General features: G+C 47.2%; 18 protein-coding genes and 1 pseudogene. 12 read left to right on the forward strand and 7 right to left on the reverse strand.

The genetic code is table 11. From position 1 onward, the window contains the following. Positions 1-274: 274 nt before the first annotated feature. The 3 genes and pseudogenes from cas2 to cas9 all read right to left on the reverse strand — a co-directional run bounded on the left by cas2 (position 275) and on the right by cas9 (position 5,734). Complete coding sequence (gene cas2, locus BLU97_RS04635) at positions 275-613, reverse strand: CRISPR-associated endonuclease Cas2 (protein WP_074760481.1); 339 nt, start codon at positions 611-613, stop codon at positions 275-277. Then, positions 610-1,534 (reverse strand): annotated as a pseudogene (gene cas1 / locus BLU97_RS04640) (type II CRISPR-associated endonuclease Cas1). Before cas1 ends, cas2 begins: the two are co-directional and overlap by 4 nt. A 3-nt stretch (positions 1,535-1,537) precedes the next feature. Next, a complete protein-coding gene (gene cas9 / locus BLU97_RS04645) occupies positions 1,538-5,734 on the reverse strand; it encodes a type II CRISPR RNA-guided endonuclease Cas9 (RefSeq protein WP_074760482.1) in 4,197 nt (1,398 codons plus the stop codon). Positions 5,735-5,864: 130 nt separating this feature from the next. Here cas9 and BLU97_RS15755 point away from each other — a divergent pair, with 130 nt between their 5' ends. Together BLU97_RS15755 and BLU97_RS04650 are read left to right on the forward strand one after the other, a co-directional pair. Then, positions 5,865-6,050: a hypothetical protein gene (locus tag BLU97_RS15755; RefSeq protein WP_139208814.1), complete on the forward strand. Its 186-nt coding sequence runs from the start codon at positions 5,865-5,867 to the stop codon at positions 6,048-6,050. Between the two features lie 154 nt (positions 6,051-6,204). Beyond that, positions 6,205-6,615: an Hsp20/alpha crystallin family protein gene (locus BLU97_RS04650; protein ID WP_230580845.1), complete on the forward strand. Its 411-nt coding sequence runs from the start codon at positions 6,205-6,207 to the stop codon at positions 6,613-6,615. 87 nt (positions 6,616-6,702) lie between these two features. On the opposite strand, the gene BLU97_RS04655 is transcribed toward BLU97_RS04650, so the two are convergent. Continuing rightward, the gene (locus BLU97_RS04655; protein WP_074760483.1) at positions 6,703-7,002 is read right to left on the reverse strand and encodes a glutaredoxin; all 300 of its coding nucleotides are present in this window, start codon (positions 7,000-7,002) and stop codon (positions 6,703-6,705) included. Between the two features lie 154 nt (positions 7,003-7,156). Between BLU97_RS04655 and BLU97_RS04660 the strand changes: the two genes are divergently transcribed. The 10 genes from BLU97_RS04660 (at position 7,157) to BLU97_RS04705 (ending at position 18,823) form a co-directional block, all read left to right on the forward strand. Continuing rightward, entirely contained in the window at positions 7,157-8,323 is a 1,167-nt protein-coding gene (locus tag BLU97_RS04660; protein ID WP_139208818.1) for a hypothetical protein, read from the forward strand. Positions 8,324-8,538: 215 nt separating this feature from the next. Then, complete coding sequence (locus BLU97_RS04665) at positions 8,539-8,832, forward strand: hypothetical protein (protein ID WP_139208820.1); 294 nt, start codon at positions 8,539-8,541, stop codon at positions 8,830-8,832. Between the two features lies 1 nt (position 8,833). Next, entirely contained in the window at positions 8,834-9,307 is a 474-nt protein-coding gene (locus BLU97_RS04670) for a hypothetical protein (protein WP_074760485.1), read from the forward strand. Beyond that, positions 9,265-11,721, forward strand: coding sequence for a BT4734/BF3469 family protein (locus BLU97_RS04675; RefSeq protein ID WP_074760486.1), 2,457 nt, complete (start codon positions 9,265-9,267; stop codon positions 11,719-11,721). The genes BLU97_RS04670 and BLU97_RS04675 overlap by 43 nt, the downstream gene beginning before the upstream one ends. A gap of 1 nt (position 11,722) precedes the next feature. After that, the gene (locus BLU97_RS04680; RefSeq protein ID WP_074760487.1) at positions 11,723-12,151 is read left to right on the forward strand and encodes a hypothetical protein; all 429 of its coding nucleotides are present in this window, start codon (positions 11,723-11,725) and stop codon (positions 12,149-12,151) included. 338 nt (positions 12,152-12,489) lie between these two features. Further along, a complete protein-coding gene (locus BLU97_RS04685) occupies positions 12,490-13,332 on the forward strand; it encodes a prephenate dehydratase (RefSeq protein WP_074760488.1) in 843 nt (280 codons plus the stop codon). A gap of 5 nt (positions 13,333-13,337) precedes the next feature. Next, positions 13,338-14,501, forward strand: a complete 1,164-nt coding sequence (locus BLU97_RS04690) for a pyridoxal phosphate-dependent aminotransferase (protein WP_175456306.1) — start codon at positions 13,338-13,340, stop codon at positions 14,499-14,501. A 3-nt stretch (positions 14,502-14,504) separates the two neighbouring features. Beyond that, the gene (locus tag BLU97_RS04695; protein ID WP_013064980.1) at positions 14,505-15,569 is read left to right on the forward strand and encodes a bifunctional 3-deoxy-7-phosphoheptulonate synthase/chorismate mutase type II; all 1,065 of its coding nucleotides are present in this window, start codon (positions 14,505-14,507) and stop codon (positions 15,567-15,569) included. A gap of 38 nt (positions 15,570-15,607) precedes the next feature. After that, positions 15,608-16,402 (forward strand): prephenate dehydrogenase, encoded by a 795-nt coding sequence (locus tag BLU97_RS04700; RefSeq protein WP_013063524.1) that lies wholly within the window; start codon positions 15,608-15,610, stop codon positions 16,400-16,402. A gap of 12 nt (positions 16,403-16,414) precedes the next feature. Next, on the forward strand, positions 16,415-18,823 hold the full coding sequence (locus BLU97_RS04705) for a transglutaminase-like domain-containing protein (protein ID WP_074760489.1): 2,409 nt from the start codon (positions 16,415-16,417) through the stop codon (positions 18,821-18,823). On the opposite strand, the gene BLU97_RS04710 is transcribed toward BLU97_RS04705, so the two are convergent. Genes BLU97_RS04710 through BLU97_RS04720 form a run of 3 tightly spaced genes read right to left on the reverse strand, consistent with a single transcriptional unit; the run spans position 18,807 to position 24,022 of the window. Next, complete coding sequence (locus BLU97_RS04710; protein WP_074760490.1) at positions 18,807-19,478, reverse strand: copper homeostasis protein CutC; 672 nt, start codon at positions 19,476-19,478, stop codon at positions 18,807-18,809. The two genes, BLU97_RS04705 and BLU97_RS04710, sit on opposite strands and share 17 nt — an antisense overlap. A gap of 14 nt (positions 19,479-19,492) precedes the next feature. After that, the gene (locus BLU97_RS04715; protein ID WP_074760491.1) at positions 19,493-21,673 is read right to left on the reverse strand and encodes a GH92 family glycosyl hydrolase; all 2,181 of its coding nucleotides are present in this window, start codon (positions 21,671-21,673) and stop codon (positions 19,493-19,495) included. Next, positions 21,674-24,022: a glycoside hydrolase family 3 N-terminal domain-containing protein gene (locus BLU97_RS04720; RefSeq protein WP_074760492.1), complete on the reverse strand. Its 2,349-nt coding sequence runs from the start codon at positions 24,020-24,022 to the stop codon at positions 21,674-21,676.

Below are 24,022 nucleotides of genomic sequence, written 5' to 3' on the forward strand. Positions count from 1 at the left end.
GCATTGTCATAGACATCTATTCTGTATATCGCCATAGAGCCAACTCTGTTGTGATTTGCTGAAAAATTAGTATCTTTGCATTGTCATAGACATCTCGAATTAGTTATCTTGCAGATAATGAGATAGTTGCAAAGAAAATTAGAAAACAAAAAATGTCTATGAGAGAAGGGAGATTTTTGTTATAGTTGCAAAATTCTCCTTTTCTGTTTTTAGGCTCTTTTTATTGTAAGAAAGGATGCCGCCAGCTTAAATAAATATAAGCAGAGTTAAATTATTAAAACAATTCGAGTTGCTGACCAGGTGCATTGGGTTGTTGAGGCTTGGTACCAAAGAATATTTCGATATTACCAAATTGTTTGTCTGTAATGCACATGATGCCTACTTTTCCAAATTCTGGTAGAATTGCTTTTACACGTTTTCTGTGCACTTCTGCGTTTTCCATGCTTGCGCAATGTCGTACATAAATAGAAAATTGAAACATAGTGAAGCCATCCTGAATCAGGCGTTTACGAAACTTTGTATACGCCTTGATGTCTTTCTTCGTCTCTGTGGGTAGGTCGAATAATACTAAGAGCCACATAACTCTATATTCGCTAAATCTTCTTGATTTCATGTTATCTCAGGATAAGCTATTTTCCTAAGTTCACCACTAAAACATTTATAAAGAGAAGCTGTGGTTTGCGATGCCGCAACCATCAACGGACTGCGCTTGCCAGCTATAACAACGTCGAGAGTGGGGATAGAAAGCAACTCCGACTTGATATCTTTCGACAATTCGATGTCTTCGCCATATTGTTCTACAATATCATAAATGAGCTGATCAACGTACGGACGATATGGCTCCATGATATCATCTGCCAAGCAATATGCATTATATTTGTTGTGATGGTGAATTCCAAGGGTAGGTAGTAGTCCGCTTGCTACTAATGAACGAGCAATGACCGCTCTAAGTATGGCATAGCCATAGTTTAGTAGATTATTTGGTGTTACACCTTCTCTGTCTCGGATAAATCCAGGTATGTTACCAAACAGATTTTTCCAATAAAATACTGCAGCGCGAGCTTCCAGATTATCAGGATCACCACTTCGAACCTCGTTGGCCCATACTTGCATGCATTTAGTTTCTGCCTCTGTACACTGTGCGAGTATGGCTGCTTGGTTACGTATCTTGTATTGTATGGTTTGTTGCCATAGTTGTTTGCGTAGCATTCAACTGGTCTCTGAACCGCTCGTTCTGAGTGGTGTTACCAACTAATGGTAAAAGCAATCCAACTGGCATCGACTTGGAGTCGCAGGTGATGACTGCGCAATTATTCTCCAAAAGTGCTTCGAGAGCGCCAGATGTTATAGTTATCTGTGCATGGCTTAGTACCAGAACGCCAATATCTTCGATAGGGCGAGTAACCTCAGTGGACTTTTTGAAGTCGTCCGTGAGGTTGCTCGCTTTTTCTATTTCTGGTAATTTTATTACTAACTGATTATCTCTCAGTGAGAGATAGGCAGGATTGTTAAAACATAGGGTTTTCTTTATCATAGGCTAGTACTCTCCGATGTTAACAATGTTTCCAAGGTGATTGATTCTTACTTTTATAACACCTTCAAGCCCCTTAACACTTGTTATTCTTTTCCACGTAGTCTCTTTTAGTTCGTTGGATTCGTCTACATTTGTTTCCAGATGATGTCTGAAGACATAGAATGAACTCGAGAACTTCTGAACTCGATATAGATTGGGACTAATAAGAGGATAGTTCTTTGGATCCATAAGGTCGATTTCGGATGGTATGAAACCTGTTTTTTCATTTGGGAAAACGAAATATTCATTCTGTTTCATTGAAAATAAGAAATTCCATCCCTCTTCACTTTTATAGTACTTATCAACGATAGGGTGCCCCAATCGCGCATTAACTGTTGCCTCGAAGAACGATACAACATGTTCGTGCCAGTTTCCATCTTCGTCAACGAAAATGGCAACATGATGATTGCTGGCTGTATTTACATAATCGGTAGGTAGTGCGATTCCTTTGGCATCCTTTAACATATTGCCAAACAAGTCTTTTTTGATATGGAGTGGTACAGAGGTGTCAGATGAGACTTTAGCTCTAATCTTTACCCTCTTGATAGCAATACCTTTCTCTTTGTTCAGCCAAATAGGATTGTCGTCAAGATTAGAGAACGCTTTGGCGGCATCACCGCCAAATTCATCAAGTCGCTGTTGTAATATAGCACGCACCTTGAGGTCTATAACCTTATCTAACTTCAGGTCTTTGTCTACAGCTTTCTTGATAGTAAATACATCTACTATCTTGAAAAGCTTTACCTTTAAAGGTACGGCATAAGAATGTTCAGCATTAAGCCAGATAGGATTCTTTTCCAAACTGTTCTTTCCTGTAAACGCTTTCTTGGGGTCGTTATCAAACTCTGCTAAGCGTTTCAGTAAGGCTTCACGACATTTCTGATTAGAAACACGAAGGATGACGTCTTCGGTAAACTTGCCATCAACCTTTCTGTATTCGGCCTCATAGTTTTGAATCTTACCATATACAGTTTCATTATGTAAGGCACCTCGAGGTGTAAGTTGCACTTTGTTCTGATGCCCATCTTTAGTCTTGGCCTTATTAATATTCTTGGTAACAACCTTATTCTTGGCTTTGATAGATACCAGAATGCTTTCAAGTTGTTTTCTTGCTTCGGCACGGAATTCGTTCAGAGGCATTGGTGCATTAAACACAAGTTTGTGATCCTTTTCGTCGCGATGCAATTCCTTCTGTTCAATACCATAAATGCTGCTTGATTTATCGCTGCGGGCATTAATGTTGCTGAGATACTGAACAAAGCTTCGTTTAGTAAAAGCAATAGTTAGTGCGTCCATCGCGTGATGACGGTGGTCGTTACGCTTAGTCCAGTCCTTGATGCGTTTAACGATGTTTCCATTCTTATCGGTATATCGCTCAGTTAACCCTAAGGCATCGTATTTGTCCCAATTAAGTTCCTGCATGAGGTTTACTAATTGCCAGTCTTCGCGTAACCTGCTTGTTACGGCACCTGTGGTTGTTACTACAAATGGTACCAAGTCTTCAAGTATTTCGCGGGCTTTCTTTGCAATATATTGCGAGTCACGTAAATCGCGTGCCAAGAAATCTGATGGGATATCTTCTTCCTTCATCAACAGATTGTTGCGTTTGGTTCTCGAAATAACCTTTTGTTCAAACAGATCTTCTATTCTGCTTTCATAATCTGCTAAATATTTCTCGTCGTATTTGCCGGCTACATAGTCGTATGCAGTCATGTTGCCTTTCTCGATATTGATATCGCGAGCTTCAAGTGTCTTGTTTGAGAAAGAATCGTCAAAAAGTCTTGATTGAGGAATGATATGCTCTATATCGAAACGTTTACTGAATAGTTCTTCTCTTGGGATGTATGTATTGGAATACAGAGTCTTATACCCATTTATCTTCAACTCATTATAGAGTTTGTAACGTAGGATGTCGTTTCTCGTAACGTGTTGTATTCCAAATTCTTTTTCGAGCTCCTTACGTAGTTGCTCGCTCTCAGCAGTATTTTTCCTGATGGCAGCATCCAGCAGTTCTCGCTCTTCCTGGCTCTTCTTTAACTCACGGGCCATCTCAATGCGTATCTCATCTGGCTTGCCGTAGGTCTTTATGATTTCGTTGACGACATTAATCATCTGATTCAAAATCTTCTCGACAACAGGATTCCTGAGGCTGTTGCGCTTGATTTCATCCAAGCGATTCTTGTAATCCTTATTAGCCAACTCGTCTTTTGTAAGTGAGCGAACAGAATGGTTATAGCCAGCCATTTTGCATGCCTCGCTATATTCGTATCCCTTCATCATGTGGGGAAGAATCTTTCGGATAGCCTTAGCGCTTAAACTACCATAATCGAGGGCGAATGATGCATTTGATAGAATGGTTGCATACTCTTTCTCAAATCCACAAATATCTTGAATTTTCTGCAGTAAAGCCTCGTTGCCTGTAGCAGAGTTGTCGCCAGTATACGAATATAGCAGATGCCACAAGCGGTATGCAGGCTGTTGCTCGAGTGCCTTACCATCGAGTAGGGGATTGAATGTCAGGAAGTCTGTTTTGTAACCAAGACCTGTGAAGATTTCCTTTACTAAGGGCAGAACCTCTTCTGCAGGCATCTTTGAGAAGTCATATTCGCCGTTGCCAGATAAACTGATGATATCCTGATAAGCCTTAAAGAGTGTAGCCATCGTTCTGTTGCCTTCTACCTCTTTATAATTAAGGTCGAGATTCTTAGGATTGTCGAACAATATTTTGAGAACATCTTTCTTGCTCAATTTATCTTTGATAGATAGTTCATTATAGAGGATGTCTTTTTCCTCTTGCGTCAGAAATCGGTTCAGCGCACCTGTTTCGGCATCATTAAATAATGAAAGCTGAGTTTTATCTTTCTTTATCCTCTTTCTTTGTGTTCCAACAACAGATACCTGGAGATTATTCAGTATCTGCCAGATCTTGAAGTCCTGGAAAAGGAGAGATGATTTGGGGCATACCTTACATCCTGTAAGAATGACTTTCTTTTTGCCGTCAATAATTATTTCTCTTTCCGTATGTTCTAACTCACAATAGCTGACAAGATTCTTGCAGCTCTTCAGGTCGCGTTGATAGAATATAATAATGTCGCGTATCTCCTTCTTGAGTTCTTTGGTGAGCTCAGGGTGGTATTGAGCTTGTTTTTCCCAGATCGTTTCAAACTCATCCATATAATCCTGACGATAGAAAATGATATTGGTGAGACTGTTGTTGGGATTCTCATCTAATCTCTTCATCAGGTATTGGCCAATTGTCTGATGGCTGAAATATAGTTCCTTACTTCTGTCGCTAATCATTGCAAGTCGTTTGCTGGAGTTGTTGATAGCTCCATTAATGTCGGCTAAAGCATAGGCAACTTCCTCAATATCCAGCTGGTGTTTTAAGGCTTCTGTTCGCCATAGGAGTGACTGAGCATATCCTTCCTTTCCGCTATTCTTGGCTGTATATATCTGATGTACACCATAAAAGGCGCCGGATGTCTGAGTCTTGTTAAAACCATGAATTGAGTCTTTGAAGTCATTCGTCAGGATGTTTGGATAGTACTTTGCCTGTACCTCCCATATCTTGTCAAACTCAGCTTGTAAGTCGGAACGATAGAATGTAGGTCTGTTTCTTTTACCTTTATTATATAGGTCTAATAGAAGTTGTCCAGGTGTAAGGTTCTCTTCATAAAGGCGCTTTGCAATCTCCATGCCGTCGATCAATTCGCCTTCTTCGCCATCTTTCACCTTACGACTACTCTTATAACCACGCTTTTTGTTAATCATCAACAAAACACGGGCAAAATCCTCTAAGGATATTTCTTCGGTTGCTGCTTTTGCTCTGGCTCTGTATGTTTTAAAGGTGGTGTTATTGCCTTGTTCAAATAAAGGTGTATCTTCGGTAATAATATGATGTTCAAGAAGACATGCAATAAGATTCTTCCTGCGTAACTTATAGCGCTGGAGATTACGATGCATACTGCGCTTTAAACGTCTGTCTGCATTTGTGGTAATCGATTTTCCCTTTTCGAAGTTTGTCTTTTCGTCTACTGTCAGGGGATTAACTCTTACGCCTAAACGTATGATTTCCGATTTCTCGTTATCATTCTCTTTTTCATTGACAAGTGCCCATCCTATACTGGTGGTTCCCAAGTCAAGACCTAATATTTTCTTCATAATTCTTAGCGTTTTTAATTATTTCTGCCACAAAAGTACATATTTCTTTTGAAAAGTTTGGTACTTAATAAGAAAATCTTTATTTTTGCAGCACTAATTTTTAGCAAATCACAATAAGGATTATTCCGTTGTGAAAACATTAGGTCCCGATCCATCGTCCTTCAACGGTGGATTTTTTTTTGCATTAGCCAAAATATCTACATGTTTGAATAACTTCCAAAAAGAAGAGCCTGTCGTGATGACAGGCTTTTCTGTTTTTAAATGTCAATGTTTAAACGAGTTTAAAGAATTGGCAGCAATGTTTATCATGGTTTAAATTTAGTGCCATCCTGTCCACATATATACGACAAATTGACACTGGGCACGTATATTGCACTTTGGTAGGTGAGCGCTGGAGCTAAAAAGCAAAGGCACTCATAACATTGTTGAACTAAAAGTATAATTAGGAGGTATTGATTATGTTACCAGTAATGTTTAAAAACAGTTGGTTCCCAACAGTATTTGACGATTTCCTGAACACTGATTTTATGCCTCGTGCCAACAGTACAGCACCCGCAGTCAATGTCAAGGAGAGTGAGAAGGCCTACACCATGGAACTTGCAGCTCCAGGCATAAAGAAAGAATATTGCCGTGTAGCCATCAACGACGAGGGCAACCTCACCATCGCCATTGAGAATAAGGCCGAACACAAACATGAGGACAAACACCATCATTATCTGCGCCGCGAGTTCAGCTACTCGAACTACGAGCAGAACTACACGCTGCCAGATGATGTGGTAAAGGATAAGATTTCTGCTAAGGTTGAGGACGGCATCCTAACGATTACGATGCCAAAGACCGAACCTAAGGAGAAAGTTACGAAAGCTATCGAGGTTTCATAAAGTGATTACGTGGCATCTTAAACTATTGGGAGCAACATCCATCAGCGGTGTTGCTCCCTTTTAAGTTGTTGATCATTTTCTATATACCTAACATCCTCGTCCATCGAGGCTACAAGCAGCACCTTCGTCCTGGGGACGTGGCTCCAAACCGACATCCTTCGAGTAGAGCGTTACTGTGCCATCCTCCAGTACGTAGCAGGGAATACCTAAGTCACCCACGGCCTTCGCTTCATCAAAAGCCGGATGTGTATCACGAAGCTTGATAAACTGCTTCAGGTTTCTGACATGCTTACCGATGTCGATCACTTCAAAATTATGGTTTCCTTCTACTTGCTTCTCGACATAAGCACAGTCGGGACAAGTCTCCATTACATACATCTTAATCATAGCTTATCGTTTTTGAATGTTTGTTATTTGGGTACAAAATTACGAATTTCTTTCCAATTCCAAGAATTATTGGCTAAAATGTTTATATTTCATTTATTCTTTATACCTTTGCCGGCAGTATTATATTTTAATAACTAATAAAACCAATATCATTATGCAAACTAAAATTATTACTAATGAGTTCGAAAGAGCTCAACTTTGGGGTGCCCTGAATGGTGGCGACATGGCTGCCCCGGAATATCTTAAAGAACTAAAGGGTATGATAAGCGACATCAGAACCATAGCCAACGAATTAAATCAGATGACACTCTATCTCGAATTTTCGCAGATGACGTTTGTGCGCTTCTTTATGGAACTGATAGAGAAAGTAAACGTGAAACTCTCGGGGTATAATGCTGACTTGAAACAGGGGCGTAGGATGGAGATGTGCTGCTTGTTGTCGAAACTACGGAATGACGCCGAATTCTGGTTGCGTTGCGGTAATATTGTTAGTAAGGTAGAGAAGGATGAAATTCGGAATGAGTTGAATGATGCCATCCTAAACTTAAAATCTCAGCTTGAAGATACTAGGGCAATTATGAGGGAATTTGATCACAACACCTTCGAACAGTTTTTCTTTAATGAGAAAAAGAAATTCTGTGAATGTGGTGTGGTGGGCAGATTTAATGATTGGCTATACGAGCATAGCTCGCCTACATTAAAAGAACTGCGAGAACTGCAGGCCCTGGAGGTGGCAATGATGCTAAAAACTAATGTGCTGTACCTTGCACCTACGCCCTCGCAAGACGAGATTAATGCAGTGAGGGTTGATTACTTGAAGGGATTCCTGCCCTATAATTTTGAGATGAATGAGAAGTTTATCATTTCGTGTGCCAAATGGAGGCATTATTTCCATTGGGATGGCACGCTACTTATTATCAACTATGCCAAATATGGTAAATATATACAGGACCATTATTGCGACCTAAGTTTTAACCAGAAGAAGGCTATCTACGAACTTGATATGATGTTGCATCTGATTAATAAGGAGATGGAACAGCTCGGCCAGGAAGAGGACGATGAACCTGAGGATATTGTAAACAACGAGCTGGTAGAAAAACTAATGCCTATCTTTTATAATAATATGGAAGAGGTACTGCGATTCCTGAATGAGATTGACGGAATGAAGTCGAGTGGCGTTACCGAAGTGGTTAACAGATGGGTAAAAGAGAAACGCATATCGGATTATGGGAATAGCCGAAAAGGGGAACTATGGGAGATACTGAATCATGCGGGGCTATATACTAAAAGCCGACAAAATTGGAATAGGAGAGTGGTTTAACTCTCCTTTTTTCATGCTTATTAGCGTCGAAAGATTCAGGTTTGTGTTTTTATAAGTTTTTATTGGTTTCTAAAGGTTTCCGGTCTGTGAGAAACCTTTGTTTTCCGTTCTTTTTTGTTTTCATTATCTATAATTTTGCACTCGGAATTAAGGACGAGGCGACAAGGAAAATGTAAAAATGGAAAAATTTAAAAATTAAAGATTAAACATTAATTATGGAAGCAACAGTAAGAATTTTGAATCAGAGCGGATTGAACACCCGCGAGTACACCGACAAGAAAACGGGTGAGCAGAAGGTGATCAACACAGTTGTGCTGAAGTTGACCGATGGTACCGACACTTTCCTGGGTGAGATTACCGGCGAGAGAGCGGTGAACTGTCCTAAGTTCGACCCTCAGCGTCAGTACAAGGTGCAATGCTCGATGGTGGTTCGTGAGTGGAACTCGCAGCAGACGGGTGATGCCATGCAGGCAACAACAATCTATGTGGATAAAATCGGCTTGATGTAAAATGGAAGACGTAAAGAAACGTAAGTGCATCAGAAGTTTCAAATCGAACACCCGAGTGTTTGATGATGATTCGATTGAGGTAACACCACAGGAGAAGGGAGCACCGGCTCAGAAGGATGTGAAGAAGGTGGGGAAGTCGAAGCGCTATCAGACTTCGGGTAAGAACCCGCTGACTTGTATTGAACTGAAATGTCCTGAAGAAGTAGTTGATAAGGCTGCTTATTTCCGCAAGGAGTTAGCTAAGCTGACCAAGGACATCGAGATCGAGGAACCTACCTTGCCGAAAGGCGAGTATCTGGTAAACAACGACAACCTGAAGGTTTGTTTTGTTAAAGGTGAGCATCCACAGATAATGGCTTGGCTCACATTCGAGGTTGAAGGAGTATTGGATGTAAGGAAGCAGTTGTACCAACTAACAAGTGAAATTGCGAAATGTTTTGCTATCAACGAAGCTTTGGTTTACCAACCGAAATAGTAACAGCCGAACAGTTCAGGGCGCTCATCAGGGCGCCCCGAACGCAGGCTCTCGTAAAAGAGGCCCGCGAGGCGCTGGCTCGAGGCGATAAGAATACCTACGACAAGAAAAAGAAAGCTTTGCCGTTTGTGATATTCGTTGCCACGTACGACGAGTCGACAAAGATATTTGAAAGTAAACTCACTGGCGAGCAAACTGCTAAAATGGGCATGTGGAGAAAGCAGGAGAAATGCCGACTGAATGGCTTGTGCGTCATTGACTTTGACCATATCGAGGGCGATGTGCGCCAGGTTTGGGAGGAAGCTTATGCCAAGCTCAGCGACGAGGATAAGGCAAGGATCCTGTTTGTGTATGTTACACCATCGGGGCATGGATTGAAGGTTGTGTTTATGGCAGATGTAAACATAGGTAACCTGATAGACAACCAGATCGTGTTCTCTAAAAAGCTGGGACTGAACCCTGATGAGGCCTGCAAGGATGCCTCAAGGGGTGCGTTCCTGACTACAAATGATGATATTATTTTTATTAACGAAGAAAAACTGATTACGTATGAAAACGAAGAATTTGGTAAAAGATATAATGATGAGTATCATGCTGGTCATAGCCAGCCTACTATTAAGCCCACCCCTCAACCTGCTTTATCAGCTGGCGATGGAGACTACCTGCGGATTGCTGAGCTTCTGACGTACAATGGCATGCCGTTACTCTCGATAATCGCAGCATGGTGGAAAAAACGATTTACCAGCAGCGATGAGGTTTCGAGGCATGAGGCCAGCGTGGTGCTGGCTCGCGATTTGTATATTATGACCGACCGCGACAAGGCTAAGACATTGGCCCTGCTGATGGTGCAGCCTTGGGTACAGGATATGATAGCAGAGCGCGGCGAGGATGTGAAGCGTACCGTGGATAATGCTGCCGACTACGTAACGGCACAGGAGAACGATAATGCCAAGAAGGGCAAGGCCTGGCTGCCAAAAATCTCAAAGGAGATGAAGGCGGTCTTAGAGCCTTCGGAACCAACTGTAAATTCTCCCGACGGGAGTGATGATGTTTATGCGCAATTGCCGCTGGATAAGTGGGCTGAGGAATTGCAGGAGATGGCCGATGTTTACCCTTGTATGAAGGAGCTGTTTGTGAATGTGCATCCCTATAAACTGCCTGCGGTATTGTTCTCGTCGGCGGCACTTTTCGGAACGCTGATGACTCGAGCCTGGTACCACTTCTGGTTTGCACCCAAGATTGTGCGTCGCCTGAATTACTGCATTTTTATTATCGGCGATCCAGGTGCTGGAAAGCACATGATTGAGGAGTTTTACAAGCAGATAGCCGACCCGATGATTCAAGCCGACAGCTGCCTGATAGATGCCGTGAACCGCTATAAGGAGGGACGTACGGAACGCACCACCAGCACCAAAGCGCAAAAGGGCGAGGCATTGAAACGTCCTGCTGTAGGCATCCGCGTACACCCGGCACGTACGGCTACCGGTGAATTTATCCGCCACATGAATGCCGCCATCGAAACGATTGATGGCAAACCGCTGAACCTGCACATGTTCTCGTTCGACTCGGAACTTGACAACGTTACTAAAAATAACAAAGGTGGCGATTGGAAAGACCGTGAGATACTGGAACTGAAAGCCTTCCACAACGAGGAGGACGGACAGATGTACGCTAATCAGGAGAGTGTTACGGGTATGTTCAACGTGTATTGGAACTTTATCTATACCGGCACGCCTTATGCCCTGCATCGCAAGGTGAACCAGCGTAACTTTGGTTCAGGTATGAGTACCCGACTGGCTGTGATTCCTCTGCCCGATAAAGGCAAGGTGGAGCGTTACCAACAGGTGATTGAGGGTAGCGAAGAAACGTTGAAGAAGTGGGCCTACCGATTGGATAAGGTGGCTGGTGAGATTCCCATTGAACCGCTGAACGACGAAACTTATGAGTGGCAGACCGATAAGATGGAGATAGCCGAGTTTAACGGCGACAAGGCCGACCGCATGCTGCTAAAGCGTATCCCGTACTACGGCATCGGCATCTCGTTGCCCTTTATCCTGATGCGCCATTGGGACGAGTGGCAGGAGCACCACACGCTATCCATGGATGAGACAGATAAGCGTTTCTGTCGTGTGGTGATGGACATTCAGTATCAGTCTCAGAAATTCTTCTTTGGCGAGATGGCATTCAACTACTTCGCCGATCAGAACAAGGAGTTTGTACAGCGTCGCCGCACTACCCGTTATGAGGAATGTTTCCGCCAGTTGCCTGAGGAGTTTAATACGCAGCAGTTTAAGGACAGTTTTGGCACGAGTGATTCTGCCACATCGCGTGCTCTAAAGCGCTTGAAAGAGGATGGCGTAATCAAGAAAGTAAGTTATGGCGTGTATCGTAAAATTATAAAAGAACTACCGTAAAATGACAACACCAAGAGGAATTCGTAATAACAATCCACTGAACATCCGTAAGAGCAAGGATAAGTGGAAGGGCTTGCGAGCCCAGCAGCAGGACGCAGCGTTCTGTCAGTTCGAGAACATGGAGTGGGGGTGGCGTGCCGCCTTCTGGTTGCTTACGCGTACCTATTATCATACGTACCGTTTGTTTACCATCCGCACCATCATACAAAAATGGGCACCACCGCACGAGAACAATACAGCATCGTACATTGCCAATGTATCAAAGATGACCGGCATTGGAGCCGACGAACCCATCGGTATTCCCAGCGATCAACCAGCCCGATGGATGATGCTTGGTGCCGCCATGGCCATCCAGGAGAATGGCGCCAATAGCATCGACTATTTTGCCATGCTACGCGGCTGGGAACTCTGTAGGAACGACTGTAGATAGTGGCTTAAAGGTGTGTAATCGTGTAAAAACAGCACGAAAAATAACAATTTGTGGCAGAAATCGCAAAATTTCTGCCATTTTATTTGTTTATTTCGCAAAAATACTATACTTTTGCAGCCGTAAACAAATAAACGAGAGAATTATGTCAATGTTGAATGCGTGGTTTTACGGTTATTATTTTTACTTTGCAGGACACTGTGAAGCGGGAAGTTGCGTGTAAAGTTCAACTTATGACAATGGAAGATAAAAACAACAAGGTCCCGCTTCACAAACAAGTGATAGCGGGACTTGTTTTTTAGAATGTAAAAATGAGAAAATTAAAGAATTAAAAGAAGATAATGAAGAGAATTGCAATACAAGGATTAATCGGGTCGTTCCACGATATCGCGGCACACCTTTATTTCGAGGGAGAACAGATACAGCTGATTTGCTGCTCAACCTTCGAACAGGTGTTCCAGGAGATGCAGAAGGATCCTACCGCCATAGGTATGCTGGCTATCGAGAATACGATTGCTGGTAGTCTGCTGCACAACTACGAGTTGCTGCGTGATAGCGGTACTGCCATCGTAGGCGAGCATAAGTTGCACATCACCCACAGTATCTGCTGTTTGCCCGAGGACGATTGGGACACCATCACCGAGGTACATTCGCACCCCGTGGCCCTGATGCAGTGCCGCAACTTTCTTGCACAGCACCCACAGCTTAAGAATGTGGAGGCCGAGGATACTGCCGGTAGTGCCAAGATGATAGCCGAGGGCAAGAAGCGCGGATGGGCTGCCATCTGTCATGCCGAGGCTGCCAAGCTGTACGGACTGAAGGTGCTTGAGGATCATATCGAGGACAACAAGCATAACTTTACCCGTTTCCTGGTAGTGAGCAATCCCAACAAGGCCGATATGATGCGTCCGCTGACTGAGACCAACAAGAGCAGTATCGTGTTCTCGCTGCCTCACGAGCAGGGCTCGCTGGCACACGTACTGGCCATCCTTTCGTTCTATCACATCAATCTTACCAAAATCCAGAGTCTGCCCATTATCGGCAAGGAGTGGGAGTACCTGTTCTACGTAGATGTGATGTACGACGATCTTACACGATACCGTCAGGCGGTGGATGCCATCATCCCACTGACAAAAGCATTAAAAATATTAGGAGAATATAAAGACGGCAAACAAACGAATTGAGCATTATGATACAACCAGCAGATAGATTAAGTTTGGTACAGGAGTACTACTTTAGCAGGAAACTGAAGGAGGTGGCGCAGATGAACGCCGAAGGTAAGGATATTATCTCATTGGCTATCGGTAGTCCCGACATGCCACCATCGGAGCGAACCATCGAAAAGCTGTGCGAGGTGGCTAAGCTGCCCGATGCACACGGCTACCAGATAACAGTGGGTACTCCCGAACTGCGCGAGGCCATGGCTAACTTCTACAAGCGTTGGTACAACGTAGAGCTCGACTGGAAGACCGAGGTGCTGCCACTGATTGGTTCGAAAGAGGGTATTCTGCACGTAACCTTGGCCTTTGTAAACCCTGGCGACGAGGTGCTGGTGCCTAATCCCGGCTATCCCACCTACACATCGCTCAGCAAGATTCTGAGTGCCAAAATCGTAAACTACAATCTGCGTGAGGACAACGGCTGGCAGCCTGATTTCGACGAGCTGGAGAAGATGGATCTCTCGAAAGTGAAGCTGATGTGGACCAACTATCCCAATATGCCTACAGGCGGACGTGCCCGTATGGAAACCTACGAGCGACTGGTGAAATTTGCCCAGGATCACAATATTGTGGTGGTGAACGATAACCCTTACTCGTTTATCCTGAGCGAGGAGCACTTGAGCATTATGCAGGTGCCAGGCGCCAAGGACTGCTGTATTGAGTTCAACTCAATGTCGAAGAGTCATAACATGCCCGGTTGGCGTGTAGGTATGTGCTTGTCGAACCCACAGTTTATCCAGTGGATACTGAAGGTACAGAGTAACATTGAGAGTGGTACCTTCCGTGGCATTCAGTTGGCTGCTGCCGAGGCGTTGAACAACAACGACGAGGCTTGGCATCGCGAGTTCAACATCGATAACTACAAGCGTCGCCGCCAGTGGGCCGAGAAGATTATGGATGTGCTGGGTTGTACCTATGACAAGAATCAGGTGGGTATGTTCCTGTGGGGAAAGATTCCCGCTGACATCCAGAATGTAGAGGACCTGACAGAGCGTGTGCTGCACGAGGCCCGCGTGTTTATCACCCCAGGCTTTATCTTCGGTAGCAACGGCGAGCGCTACATCCGCATCTCGCTCTGTGCCAAAGAAGAAAAGATCAAGCAAGCATTAGAAAGAATCGAAAAAATACTATAAGATATGGAATTAGAATTATCACCATTGAATTTACCAAGTGACAACGAACGTCCCTTTGTGATTGCAGGCCCTTGTAGTGCTGAAACCGAGGAACAAGTGATGACAACCGCTAAGCAGCTGGCTATGAAGGGCTGCCATAACTTCCGCGCTGGTGTGTGGAAGCCCCGTACCAAGCCCGGTGGCTTTGAGGGTCATGGCGAGCCCGCTCTGGTATGGCTGGAGCAGGTGAAGAAGGAAACCAAGATGCTGGTTTCTACCGAGGTGGCTACTCCCGAGCACGTAGAGCTGTGCCTGAAGCACGGCGTAGATATCCTGTGGATTGGTGCCCGTACATCGGCTAACCCCTTTGCCATGCAGGCCATTGCCGACTCGCTGAAGGGTGTGGATATCCCCGTGTTTGTGAAGAACCCCGTGAACCCCGATCTGGAGTTGTGGATTGGTGCTTTGGAGCGTATCAATCAGGCTGGTATCAAGCGTCTTGGTGCTATCCATCGTGGCTTCTCAAGCTACGAACAAAAGATTTATCGTAATGCACCTATGTGGCAGATTCCCATCGAGTTACGTCGTCGTATTCCTGAGTTGCCTATCATCAGCGACCCCTCGCATATCGGTGGACGTCGTGAGCTGGTTGCCCCCCTGTGTCAGCAGGCTATGGACCTTGGTTTCGACGGTCTGATTGTGGAGAGCCACTGCGATCCTGACAAGGCCTGGAGCGATGCCAAGCAGCAGGTAACACCTGATGTACTCGACTACATCCTGAGCTTGTTGGTAATCCGCGACGAGAAGACCACTACCGAGGGTATCACCCAGCTGCGTAAGCAGATTGACGAGCTGGACAACCAGCTGATGGATCTGTTGGCTAAGCGCATGCGTGTGTGCCGTGAGATCGGTCAGTACAAGAAGGAGCACAACATGACAGTACTGCAGGCTAACCGCTACAACGAAATCCTGAACAAGCGTGGTGCCCAGGGCTCACTTTGTGGCATGGACCCAGAGTTCGTTGCACACGTGTTTGAGAATATCCACGAAGAGAGCGTTCGCCAGCAGATTGAGATTATTAACAAGTAATTTTTACATTGTTACATTTTCTAATTTTTACATTCTAAATGAAAATTCTAGTAATGGGCGCAGGAAAGATGGGATCGTTCTTCATCGACCTGCTGAGTTTCGACCACGAAGTGGCTGTGTTTGAGAGAGATGCCAAACGCATGCGATTTACATACAACTGTCAGCGTTTCACCACCTACGACGAGATTAAGGCCTTTGAGCCCGAACTGCTCATCAATGCGGTAACGCTGAAATATACCATCCCCGTGTTTAAAGAGGTGATACCTTACCTGCCTAAGGAGTGCATTATCAGCGATATCGCCAGCGTAAAGACCGATCTGAAGGACTTCTATGAGCAGACCGGTATGCGCTTTGTATCTACGCACCCTATGTTTGGTCCTACCTTCGCCAACCTGCAACAGTTGAGCGAGGAGAATGCCATCATTATCCAGGAGGGCGACTGCATGGGTCGTTGCTTCTTTAAGGAGCTGTATCGCAAGCTAGGTTTGAACATCTACGAGTACACCTTCGAGGAGCACGATAAAACGGTGGCTTACTCGCTGAGTATCCCATTCGTTTCTACGTTTGTGTTTGCCGCTGTGATGAAGCATCAGGATGCACCAGGTACCACCTTTAAGCGCCACATGCGTATTGCCAAGGGTGTGCTGAACGAGGACGACTACCTGCTGCAGGAAATCCTGTTCAACCCCTACACGCACGACCAGGTGGCACAGATTCGTACCGAGCTGAAGGAACTGCTGGAGATTATCGACCAGAAGGATGCCGCCGGTATGAAAGGCTATCTCACGAAGATTCGCAACAACGTGAAGAACGACATAGAGATTAAACGCTAACTAGATATTTACATGTACAAAACGCTAACTATTTTCACCATTCTGCTGAGCAGCCTGTGCCTACAGGGAAATGCTCAGACTCGCGATGGCTATGTGGACTTCCTTTACCAGTTTATGCCACAGCCTGATAAGACAGATTATAGTCGCGAGTTCTACCAGCAGAACGTTGCCCTGTCGCTCAAAGCTCGTGCTGAGATGCCATGGGGCAAAACCATTCCAGAGCGCGAGTTCCGCCACTTTGTGGTGCCCGTGCGAGTTAACAACGAGAATCTCGACAACAGTCGCGAGGTGTTCTACAAGGCCCTCAAGCCCCGTGTTGAGAAACTGAGTATGCAAGAGGCTATCCTCGAGGTGAACCACTGGTGCCACGAGCATGTGACGTACCGTCCGTCGGATGGCAGAACCAGCAGTCCGCTGGCAACGCTCCGTACGGCTTATGGACGTTGTGGCGAGCAGAGCACTTTTACGGTGGCAGCCCTGCGTGCCGTGGGTATTCCTGCCCGTCAGGTGTATACCCCGCGTTGGGCGCATACCGACGATAACCATGCGTGGGTAGAGGCCTGGGCCGATGGCAAGTGGTACTTCTTGGGTGCCTGCGAGCCTGAGCCCGTGCTGAACCTGGGCTGGTTTAACGAGAGTGCCTCGCGTGGTATGCTGATGCACACCAAGGCTTTTGGCAACTACGACGGACCCGAGGAGGTGATGAGTGTAACGCCTTGTTACACCGAGATTAACGTGATTGATAACTATGCGCCAACTGCCCAGATTAACGTGCAGGTGGTTAACGCCAAAGGTAAGCCCGTTTCAGGTGCCCGCGTAGAGTTTAAGCTGTATAACTATGCCGAGTTCTACACCGTGGCTAACAAGACTACCGACAAGCTGGGTCATGCCTCGCTGACAGCCGGTAAGGGCGATATGCTACTGTGGGTATCGAAAGGTGGCTTGGTGGCTACCCGTAAGGTATCGTTCGGTAAGGACAAGCAGGTGAAAATCGTGCTGAACAGCAAGGAATTGCCTGATTTGGTGGATCTCGATATCGTGCCACCACCCGTAAGTGCACAGCTGCCTTTGGTAACACCTGAGCAGCGTGCCGAGAACAACCGCCGTTCGGCTTACGAGGACAGTATCCGTCATGCCTACGAGGCTACCATGCCGGTAGAGGACTGGCGCGGTAACCACCGTACCATCCAGCAGTTCCTGGACGAGGCTCCCAACAAGCTGATGGCTGAGAAACTGCTCGGCGTATTGGCTAAGAAGGACCTGCGTGATATCGAACTGGCTGTGCTGAAGGATAACCAGGTGGCTGCCGTGGATACATCGGATATCTACTTGAAGTATGTGCTGTGCCCCCGTGTAGAGCTGGAGTGGCTTACACCTTACAAGGCTTTCTTCCGTAAGCACATGGCTGATATCAAGAATCCTTCCCAGCTGGAGGCCTGGTGCAACAAGAACATCCGCATCGACAACGATCACAACCCACAGGGTCTGCGTATGCAGCCTATGAGTGTGTATCGCGAAAAGCTGACCGACGATCTGGGTCGTAACATCTTCTTTGTATCGGTGGCTCGCAGCTTAGACATGCCAGCCCGTATCAACGAGGTGAACGGCAAGCCCCAGTATTATGCCGATGGACGTTGGGTCGATGTGTTTGCCAAGGCCCAGAATGCCAAGCAGGCTAACACCGCCAAGCTGAAGCTGGATTACAAGCTGTCGGCTCACAACGATAATCCAAAGTATTACATCCACTTTACGCTGAGCAAGGTGGTGGATGGACAGCTGCAGTTGCAGACCTTCCCTGAGGAGGCTACCCAACAGGACTTTGTGAATGGACAGGAGTTGGATAAGGGCGAGTATATCCTTACTACTGGTGTACGTATGGCCAGCGGTAAGGTGCTGGCTCGTATGCAGCGCTTTACTCTCAACGGCGATACTACCATCAGCTACGCCCTGCGCGAGAATCAGGAGGATGTGCAGGTGATTGGGTCGCTAAATGCCGAGGATATCTATCACGACAAAGCTACCGATAGCGATAAGAGTCTGCTTTCAACTACCGGTCGCGGGTATTATGTGTTGGCTATTGTGGCACCTAACCAGGAGCCTACCAACCACGCTATGCGCGATATCTCTGTTTACAAGCAGCAGTTTGAGGAGTGGGGTAGAAAGATGATTTTCCTGTTCCAGAACGACGACGAGGCACAGCGCTTTAACTTTGCCGAGTTCGACAAGCTGCCTAACACCGTGGTTTGGGGAACCGATGTAGAGGGTAAAATAAAACAGGAAGTGTGGCAGCAGATGAAACTGACTACGCCTTCACTCCCTGTGTTCCTGATTTGCGATTCGTTTAACCGCGTGGTATTTGTTCAGCAGGGCTACACCATCAACTTAGGTGAGCAGCTGATCAAGGTTATTCGCCAATTGTAGAAAGCACGTATTTCACGTCGTCGGCACTGGTAACACCACTGCCTGCCGAGAATGAACCGTGAATTTCCATACAGCCCGTCTGGTCGATGATCAGGCGGGCATTTTTTGTGGTAACGCCGCCGCCTGGCATGATGATGATACGACCGGCTGCCTGTTCTACGAGTTTACGCAACAGGGGAATACCCTGTTCGGCTGATGGCTCATGACCTGAGGTGAGGATGCGGGCACAACCGGCAGCGATAATCTGCTCGAGGGCCTCCTCGGGTTCACGACAGCGGTCGAAAGCACGGTGGAAAGTAAAAGGCTTCCCGTTCGAAGCCTCAACCATCAGCTTCAATGCCTCTACGTCGATATCGCCATCGGCAGTGAGGGCGCCGCACACGATACCATCGCAGTAAGGCAACGACAAACGGATATCCTCCAACATCGCCTCTAAATCAGTTTTGTTATACACAAAATCGCCTTCGCGTGAGCGGATGAGTACCTGAATCTTGAGTTCGGGATACTGCTGACGAATCCATTTCATCATACCTATGGTGGGGGTTACACCGCCTAATGCCAAAGCTGTACACAGTTCGATGCGCTCGGCACCGCCCTCTGCAGCTGCAATCACACTGGCCATATTGCCAGTACATACTTCTAATGTTCGTTTCATATAAAATTTAATGTTTAATCTACCAATTCGCTATGCGAGATGCGATATTTCTTGAGGGGTTTGGAGCCATCGATGATGATGTCGCCCTTAGGGTAATAACGCTTGTCGAGATGCAGCGTTACCTTGTCGAATACCGGTTTGGTAAGTGCATAGCTGGGTGTGCCAGGACAATCGGGATACAAGCCCATCATCGAGAAGATGAGCCATGTTGACATGGTGCCGCAATCATCGTTGCCTGGAATGCCGTTGGGCTTATCGCTAAAGAACTTGTTAATCAGGCTGGTAACAATCTTCTCGGTGCGCCATTCCTCGCCCTTGAAATAGGTAAACAGGTAAGGGTAGGCAATGTCGGGTTCGTTGGCTGGGTCGTACAATCCCTCATCGAACACGCGCTGCAGCTTCTGCACAAACTTCTTGTCGCCACCCATCAGGCGTGCCAGTCCCTTGATGTCGTGAGGCACGTAGAAGGTGTAGTTCCAGGCGCTGCCCTCGTGGAATCCGGGCGCATTCGAGAAGTCGGCACCATCCTTGGGATCGAAAGGTGTGAGGAACGTGCCATCCTGATTGATGGGACGCAGCGTACCCGACTCCTTGGAATAGTAATAACGGTAGCCCAGACTCTGTTGGCGGAATCGCTTGGCATCCTGTTTCTTACCCAGCGCCTCGGCTAAGTTTGCCAGCGAGGCATCGGCAATATAGTACTCCAAGGCGTGCGATACCGAGTTGTCGCCCGACATATCGGCGGCATATTCGCCCATAGGCACGTAACCGCGCTTGTAGTAGTTGTCAACATCGGGGCGCATCTTGTTATCCTTGCCAGGCAGGGTGGCCGACTTATAGAAAGCCTCGTAGGCGGTGTTGATATCGAAATCGCGCAGACCCTTCAACCAGGTGTCGGCAATAAAGGGGATGGCAGGATCGCCCTCCATCGTCCAGGTTTCGCGACTGTACAGTTCCCACTTTGGCATCCAGCCCCATTCCTTGTACATGCCAATCATAGAGCGTACCATATCTAACTGCTTGTCGGGGTAGAGTAGTGTCATCAGCTGACCCACGTTGCGGTAGGTGTCCCAGAGTGAGAAAACGGTGTAGCGGTTGGTACTAGTGGTGCCAATCTTAAAACTCTCCATTTCGGGGTACTGGCCGTTAACATCCTGCAGGATGTTGGGGTGAATCTGGGTGTGATACAGTGCGGTGTAGAACATGCGGCGCTGGGCCTCGGTGCCACCTTCGACGGTAACACGGTTCAGCGTTTCGGCCCACAGCTGACGGGCCTGCTTTCGGGTGTTGTCGAAAGCAAACTGGGGCTGTTCGGTGTTCAGGTTCTGGCGGGCATTCTCGATGGATACAAACGATACGCCCATCTGCACCTCAATCTGTTCGCCTTCGGCACAATCGTAGTTAAAATAGTAGCCCACATCATCGCCTGCCAACTCCTTGCCGTAGGTGGTGTAGAGCTTGTATTTGCCCTGGTCGGGATCCCAGTCCTTCTCGGGACCGTCCATCGGTGGCTGCTTTTTCCAGTAGCCTGCCGAGGCGGGCTTTTTGTTTACTCGCATCACAAAGTAGATAGGGAATACGGCCTGCGGATTGTAGCAGAAGGTGCCCACCAGGCGATAGCCCTCAATCTCGGTATCGCTGACACGGCGTACCATACCACCCACCTCGTTGGTAAGTCCGTTACCCAGGTTCAGCAGGATATGGCCTTCGCCTTGAGGAAATGTGAAGCGCTCAGCTGAACTGCGGGTGGTGGCACTTACCTCGCAACGGATGCCGTACTTTTTCAGACTTACGGCATAGTAGCCAGGGGTGGCCTGCTCGTTGCTGTATTCCGAGCCGTAGTGGCGGTAATCTACATCCAGCTTGCCGGTGGTAGGCATGGTGAGCAGCGTGCCCAGTTCGGGACAGCCCACACCACTCAGCGTTACATGGGCAAAGCCGGTGAAATACTTGTTGTTATACTCGTAAGGCGCCGACCACCAGCGCTTATCCTTATCGTATATGTTCAGGTCGCTACCCATCACGTTAAAGGGTACCACACTCATCATGCCATTTGGGCATACGGCACCTGGATTGCACACGCTGTAGTTGGTGGTTCCGATAAAGGGATCGACATAATCCACGGGCTGCTGCGCGCTGATAGACAGAGAGCCTAAAATGTAACAATTTAAAAATGTAAAAATGAGCTTTTTCATTTAATTCTGGGTAAATGTGGCTTTAAGAATAATGTTATCTGAGCTGGGACCTATCATTACGGTAAAGTCACCAGTCTCAACTACATGGTTCATCTCTTGATCTACAATCTCCAGGTCCTCGGCTTCGAGGGTGAACGATACCTGCTTGGTTTCGCCCTTGGGGATGAAGATACGACTGAACTTCTTGAGCTGCATCATAGGCTGGGCGGTAGAGGCAAACTCGTCGTGCAGATACAGCTGCACCACCTCGTCGCCATCCATATCACCGGTGTTGGTAACGGTAAAGGTTACCTTAAACTGGGTGTCGCCAGTCTCCTCTACATTCAGATTGTCGTATTTGAAGGTGGTGTACGACAGACCGTAGCCAAAGGCATACAGCGGACGGGCACTCATCTCTACATAATCGTGTGGCAGAGGTGGTTTCTTGTTGTAGTAAACAGGAATCTGACCTACGTTGGCGGGTACCGATACAGGCAGGCGTCCGGCAGGGTTGTAATCGCCAAACAGCACGTCGGCAATAGCGGTTCCACCTTCCTGTCCGGGATAGTAAGCCGTGAGCAGGGCATCGGCATGCTGGGCGGCCCAACTCTTATCCATGGGACGACCTTCGATATACACCACTACCAGTGGCTTACCAGTGGCCTTGAGGGCCTTGAGCAGCTGCATCTGGTGACCCAGTGGGGTGAGGGTGGCACGGTCGAATCCTTCGCCACAGTCCATATCGCTGATGGTCTTGCTGTCTGTCACAGCAGCACCGGTCTCCTTATAACTGGTCTTGAAGTCGCGGGCACTCGAACCGCCTACAGCTACCACAATCACATCGGCCTCCTTAGCAGCTGCTACTGCCTCGTCAATATTCGATGCGGTGGTGTCGCGTACAGCACAACCTTTGACGTAGGTTACCTGACTAGTAGGCAGTTTGCTGCGGATACCGGCTAGGATGGTTTTTACGTTGCCATCTTCCTGTGGTGCGGTATAGTCGCCCAGCATGTTATACACATTGTCAGCATTAGGTCCGCACACCAGCACTTTTTTGTTTTTGCTGAGTGGCAGCACGTGGTTCTGGTTCTTGAGCAAGGTGATAACCTCGCGAGCCACCTGCAGGGCAACAGCCTTGTTGTTATCGCTGCGAACCAGCTGCTTGGCCTGAGCCACATCTACGTAAGGATGCTCGAACAAACCCATCTCGAACTTCATCTTCAGGATGCGCTTAACGGCTACATCAATCTCAGCCTCAGTTACCATGCCTTTCTGTACGGCATCTTCCAATCTGCCGAAAGCCAAGGCACCAAGGTCGGCATCAACACCTGCCTGCAGCGCCATTACACCTGCCTCCTGCTTGGTCTGGGCCACACGGTGTGTGCCCTGGATACCGTCGATGCTATACAGGTCGCTCACTACAAATCCGTTGAATCCCCACTGGGTGCGCAACAGATCGGTTAGCAGTGCCTTGCTGCAGGTGCTGGGGATACCATCCAGCGAGTTATAGCTGGTCATCACCGACAGAGCGCCGGCATTGATGGCTTTCTTGAATGGGGGCAGGAAACTCTCCTGCAATTCGCGTGGACCGGCAATGGTGATACCGCCGTTCTGTCCGGCTTCGGTGGTGCCGTAGCCGATAAAATGCTTCAGTGTGGCAATGGTGCTATAGGGCTTCGACAAGTTGCCGCCACCCAATCCTTTTACCATCGCTGCACCTAACTCACCAGCCAGTACAGGGTCTTCACCCATCGTCTCCTCGACACGCGACCAACGGGGCTCGCGGGCCAGATCCAATACAGGTCCGTAGCTGATATGGCCACCCTGCAGTCGGATTTCCTGACCTATCACCTCGCCAGTTTTCTCTATCAGGGCAGGGTTCCATGTAGCAGCCATACCGAATCCGGTGGGGAATACGGTCGTGCCGATAGCCATGTGTCCGTGGGGGGCCTCCTCGGCTAAGAACAGGGGGATGCCCAGTCGGGTGTGCTCCATTACGTATTTCTGCAGGGCATTACCAGTCTTGGCAGCCAGTTCGGGGGTGAGCCCGTTCTCGAGCGACTTCTGTGTCCAGGGGTCGGCACGATAGGTTCCCCAGAGCATACCTATCTGTCCCTCGGCAATATCTTTCTTGAACAGCTCTGAGGGTTCTACATTCTTTCCTTTGATGGTGTAGTAGTTCCAGGCCAAGGTGCAGCGCAGCTGTCCCACTTTCTCCTGGAGTGTCATACGACTAACCAAGTCGTTTACACGCTGTTCTACCGAGAGTTTCGGGTTCTGGTAGGGCAGTACCTCCTTGACTTTCTTTTTGGCGGCTGACAGGCTCAGGGCCATGCAGCAAGCCATTGTTGATATCAGTATTCGTTTCAT

The organism is Xylanibacter ruminicola (assembly GCF_900107775.1).
Lineage (GTDB): Bacteria > Bacteroidota > Bacteroidia > Bacteroidales > Bacteroidaceae > Prevotella > Prevotella ruminicola_C.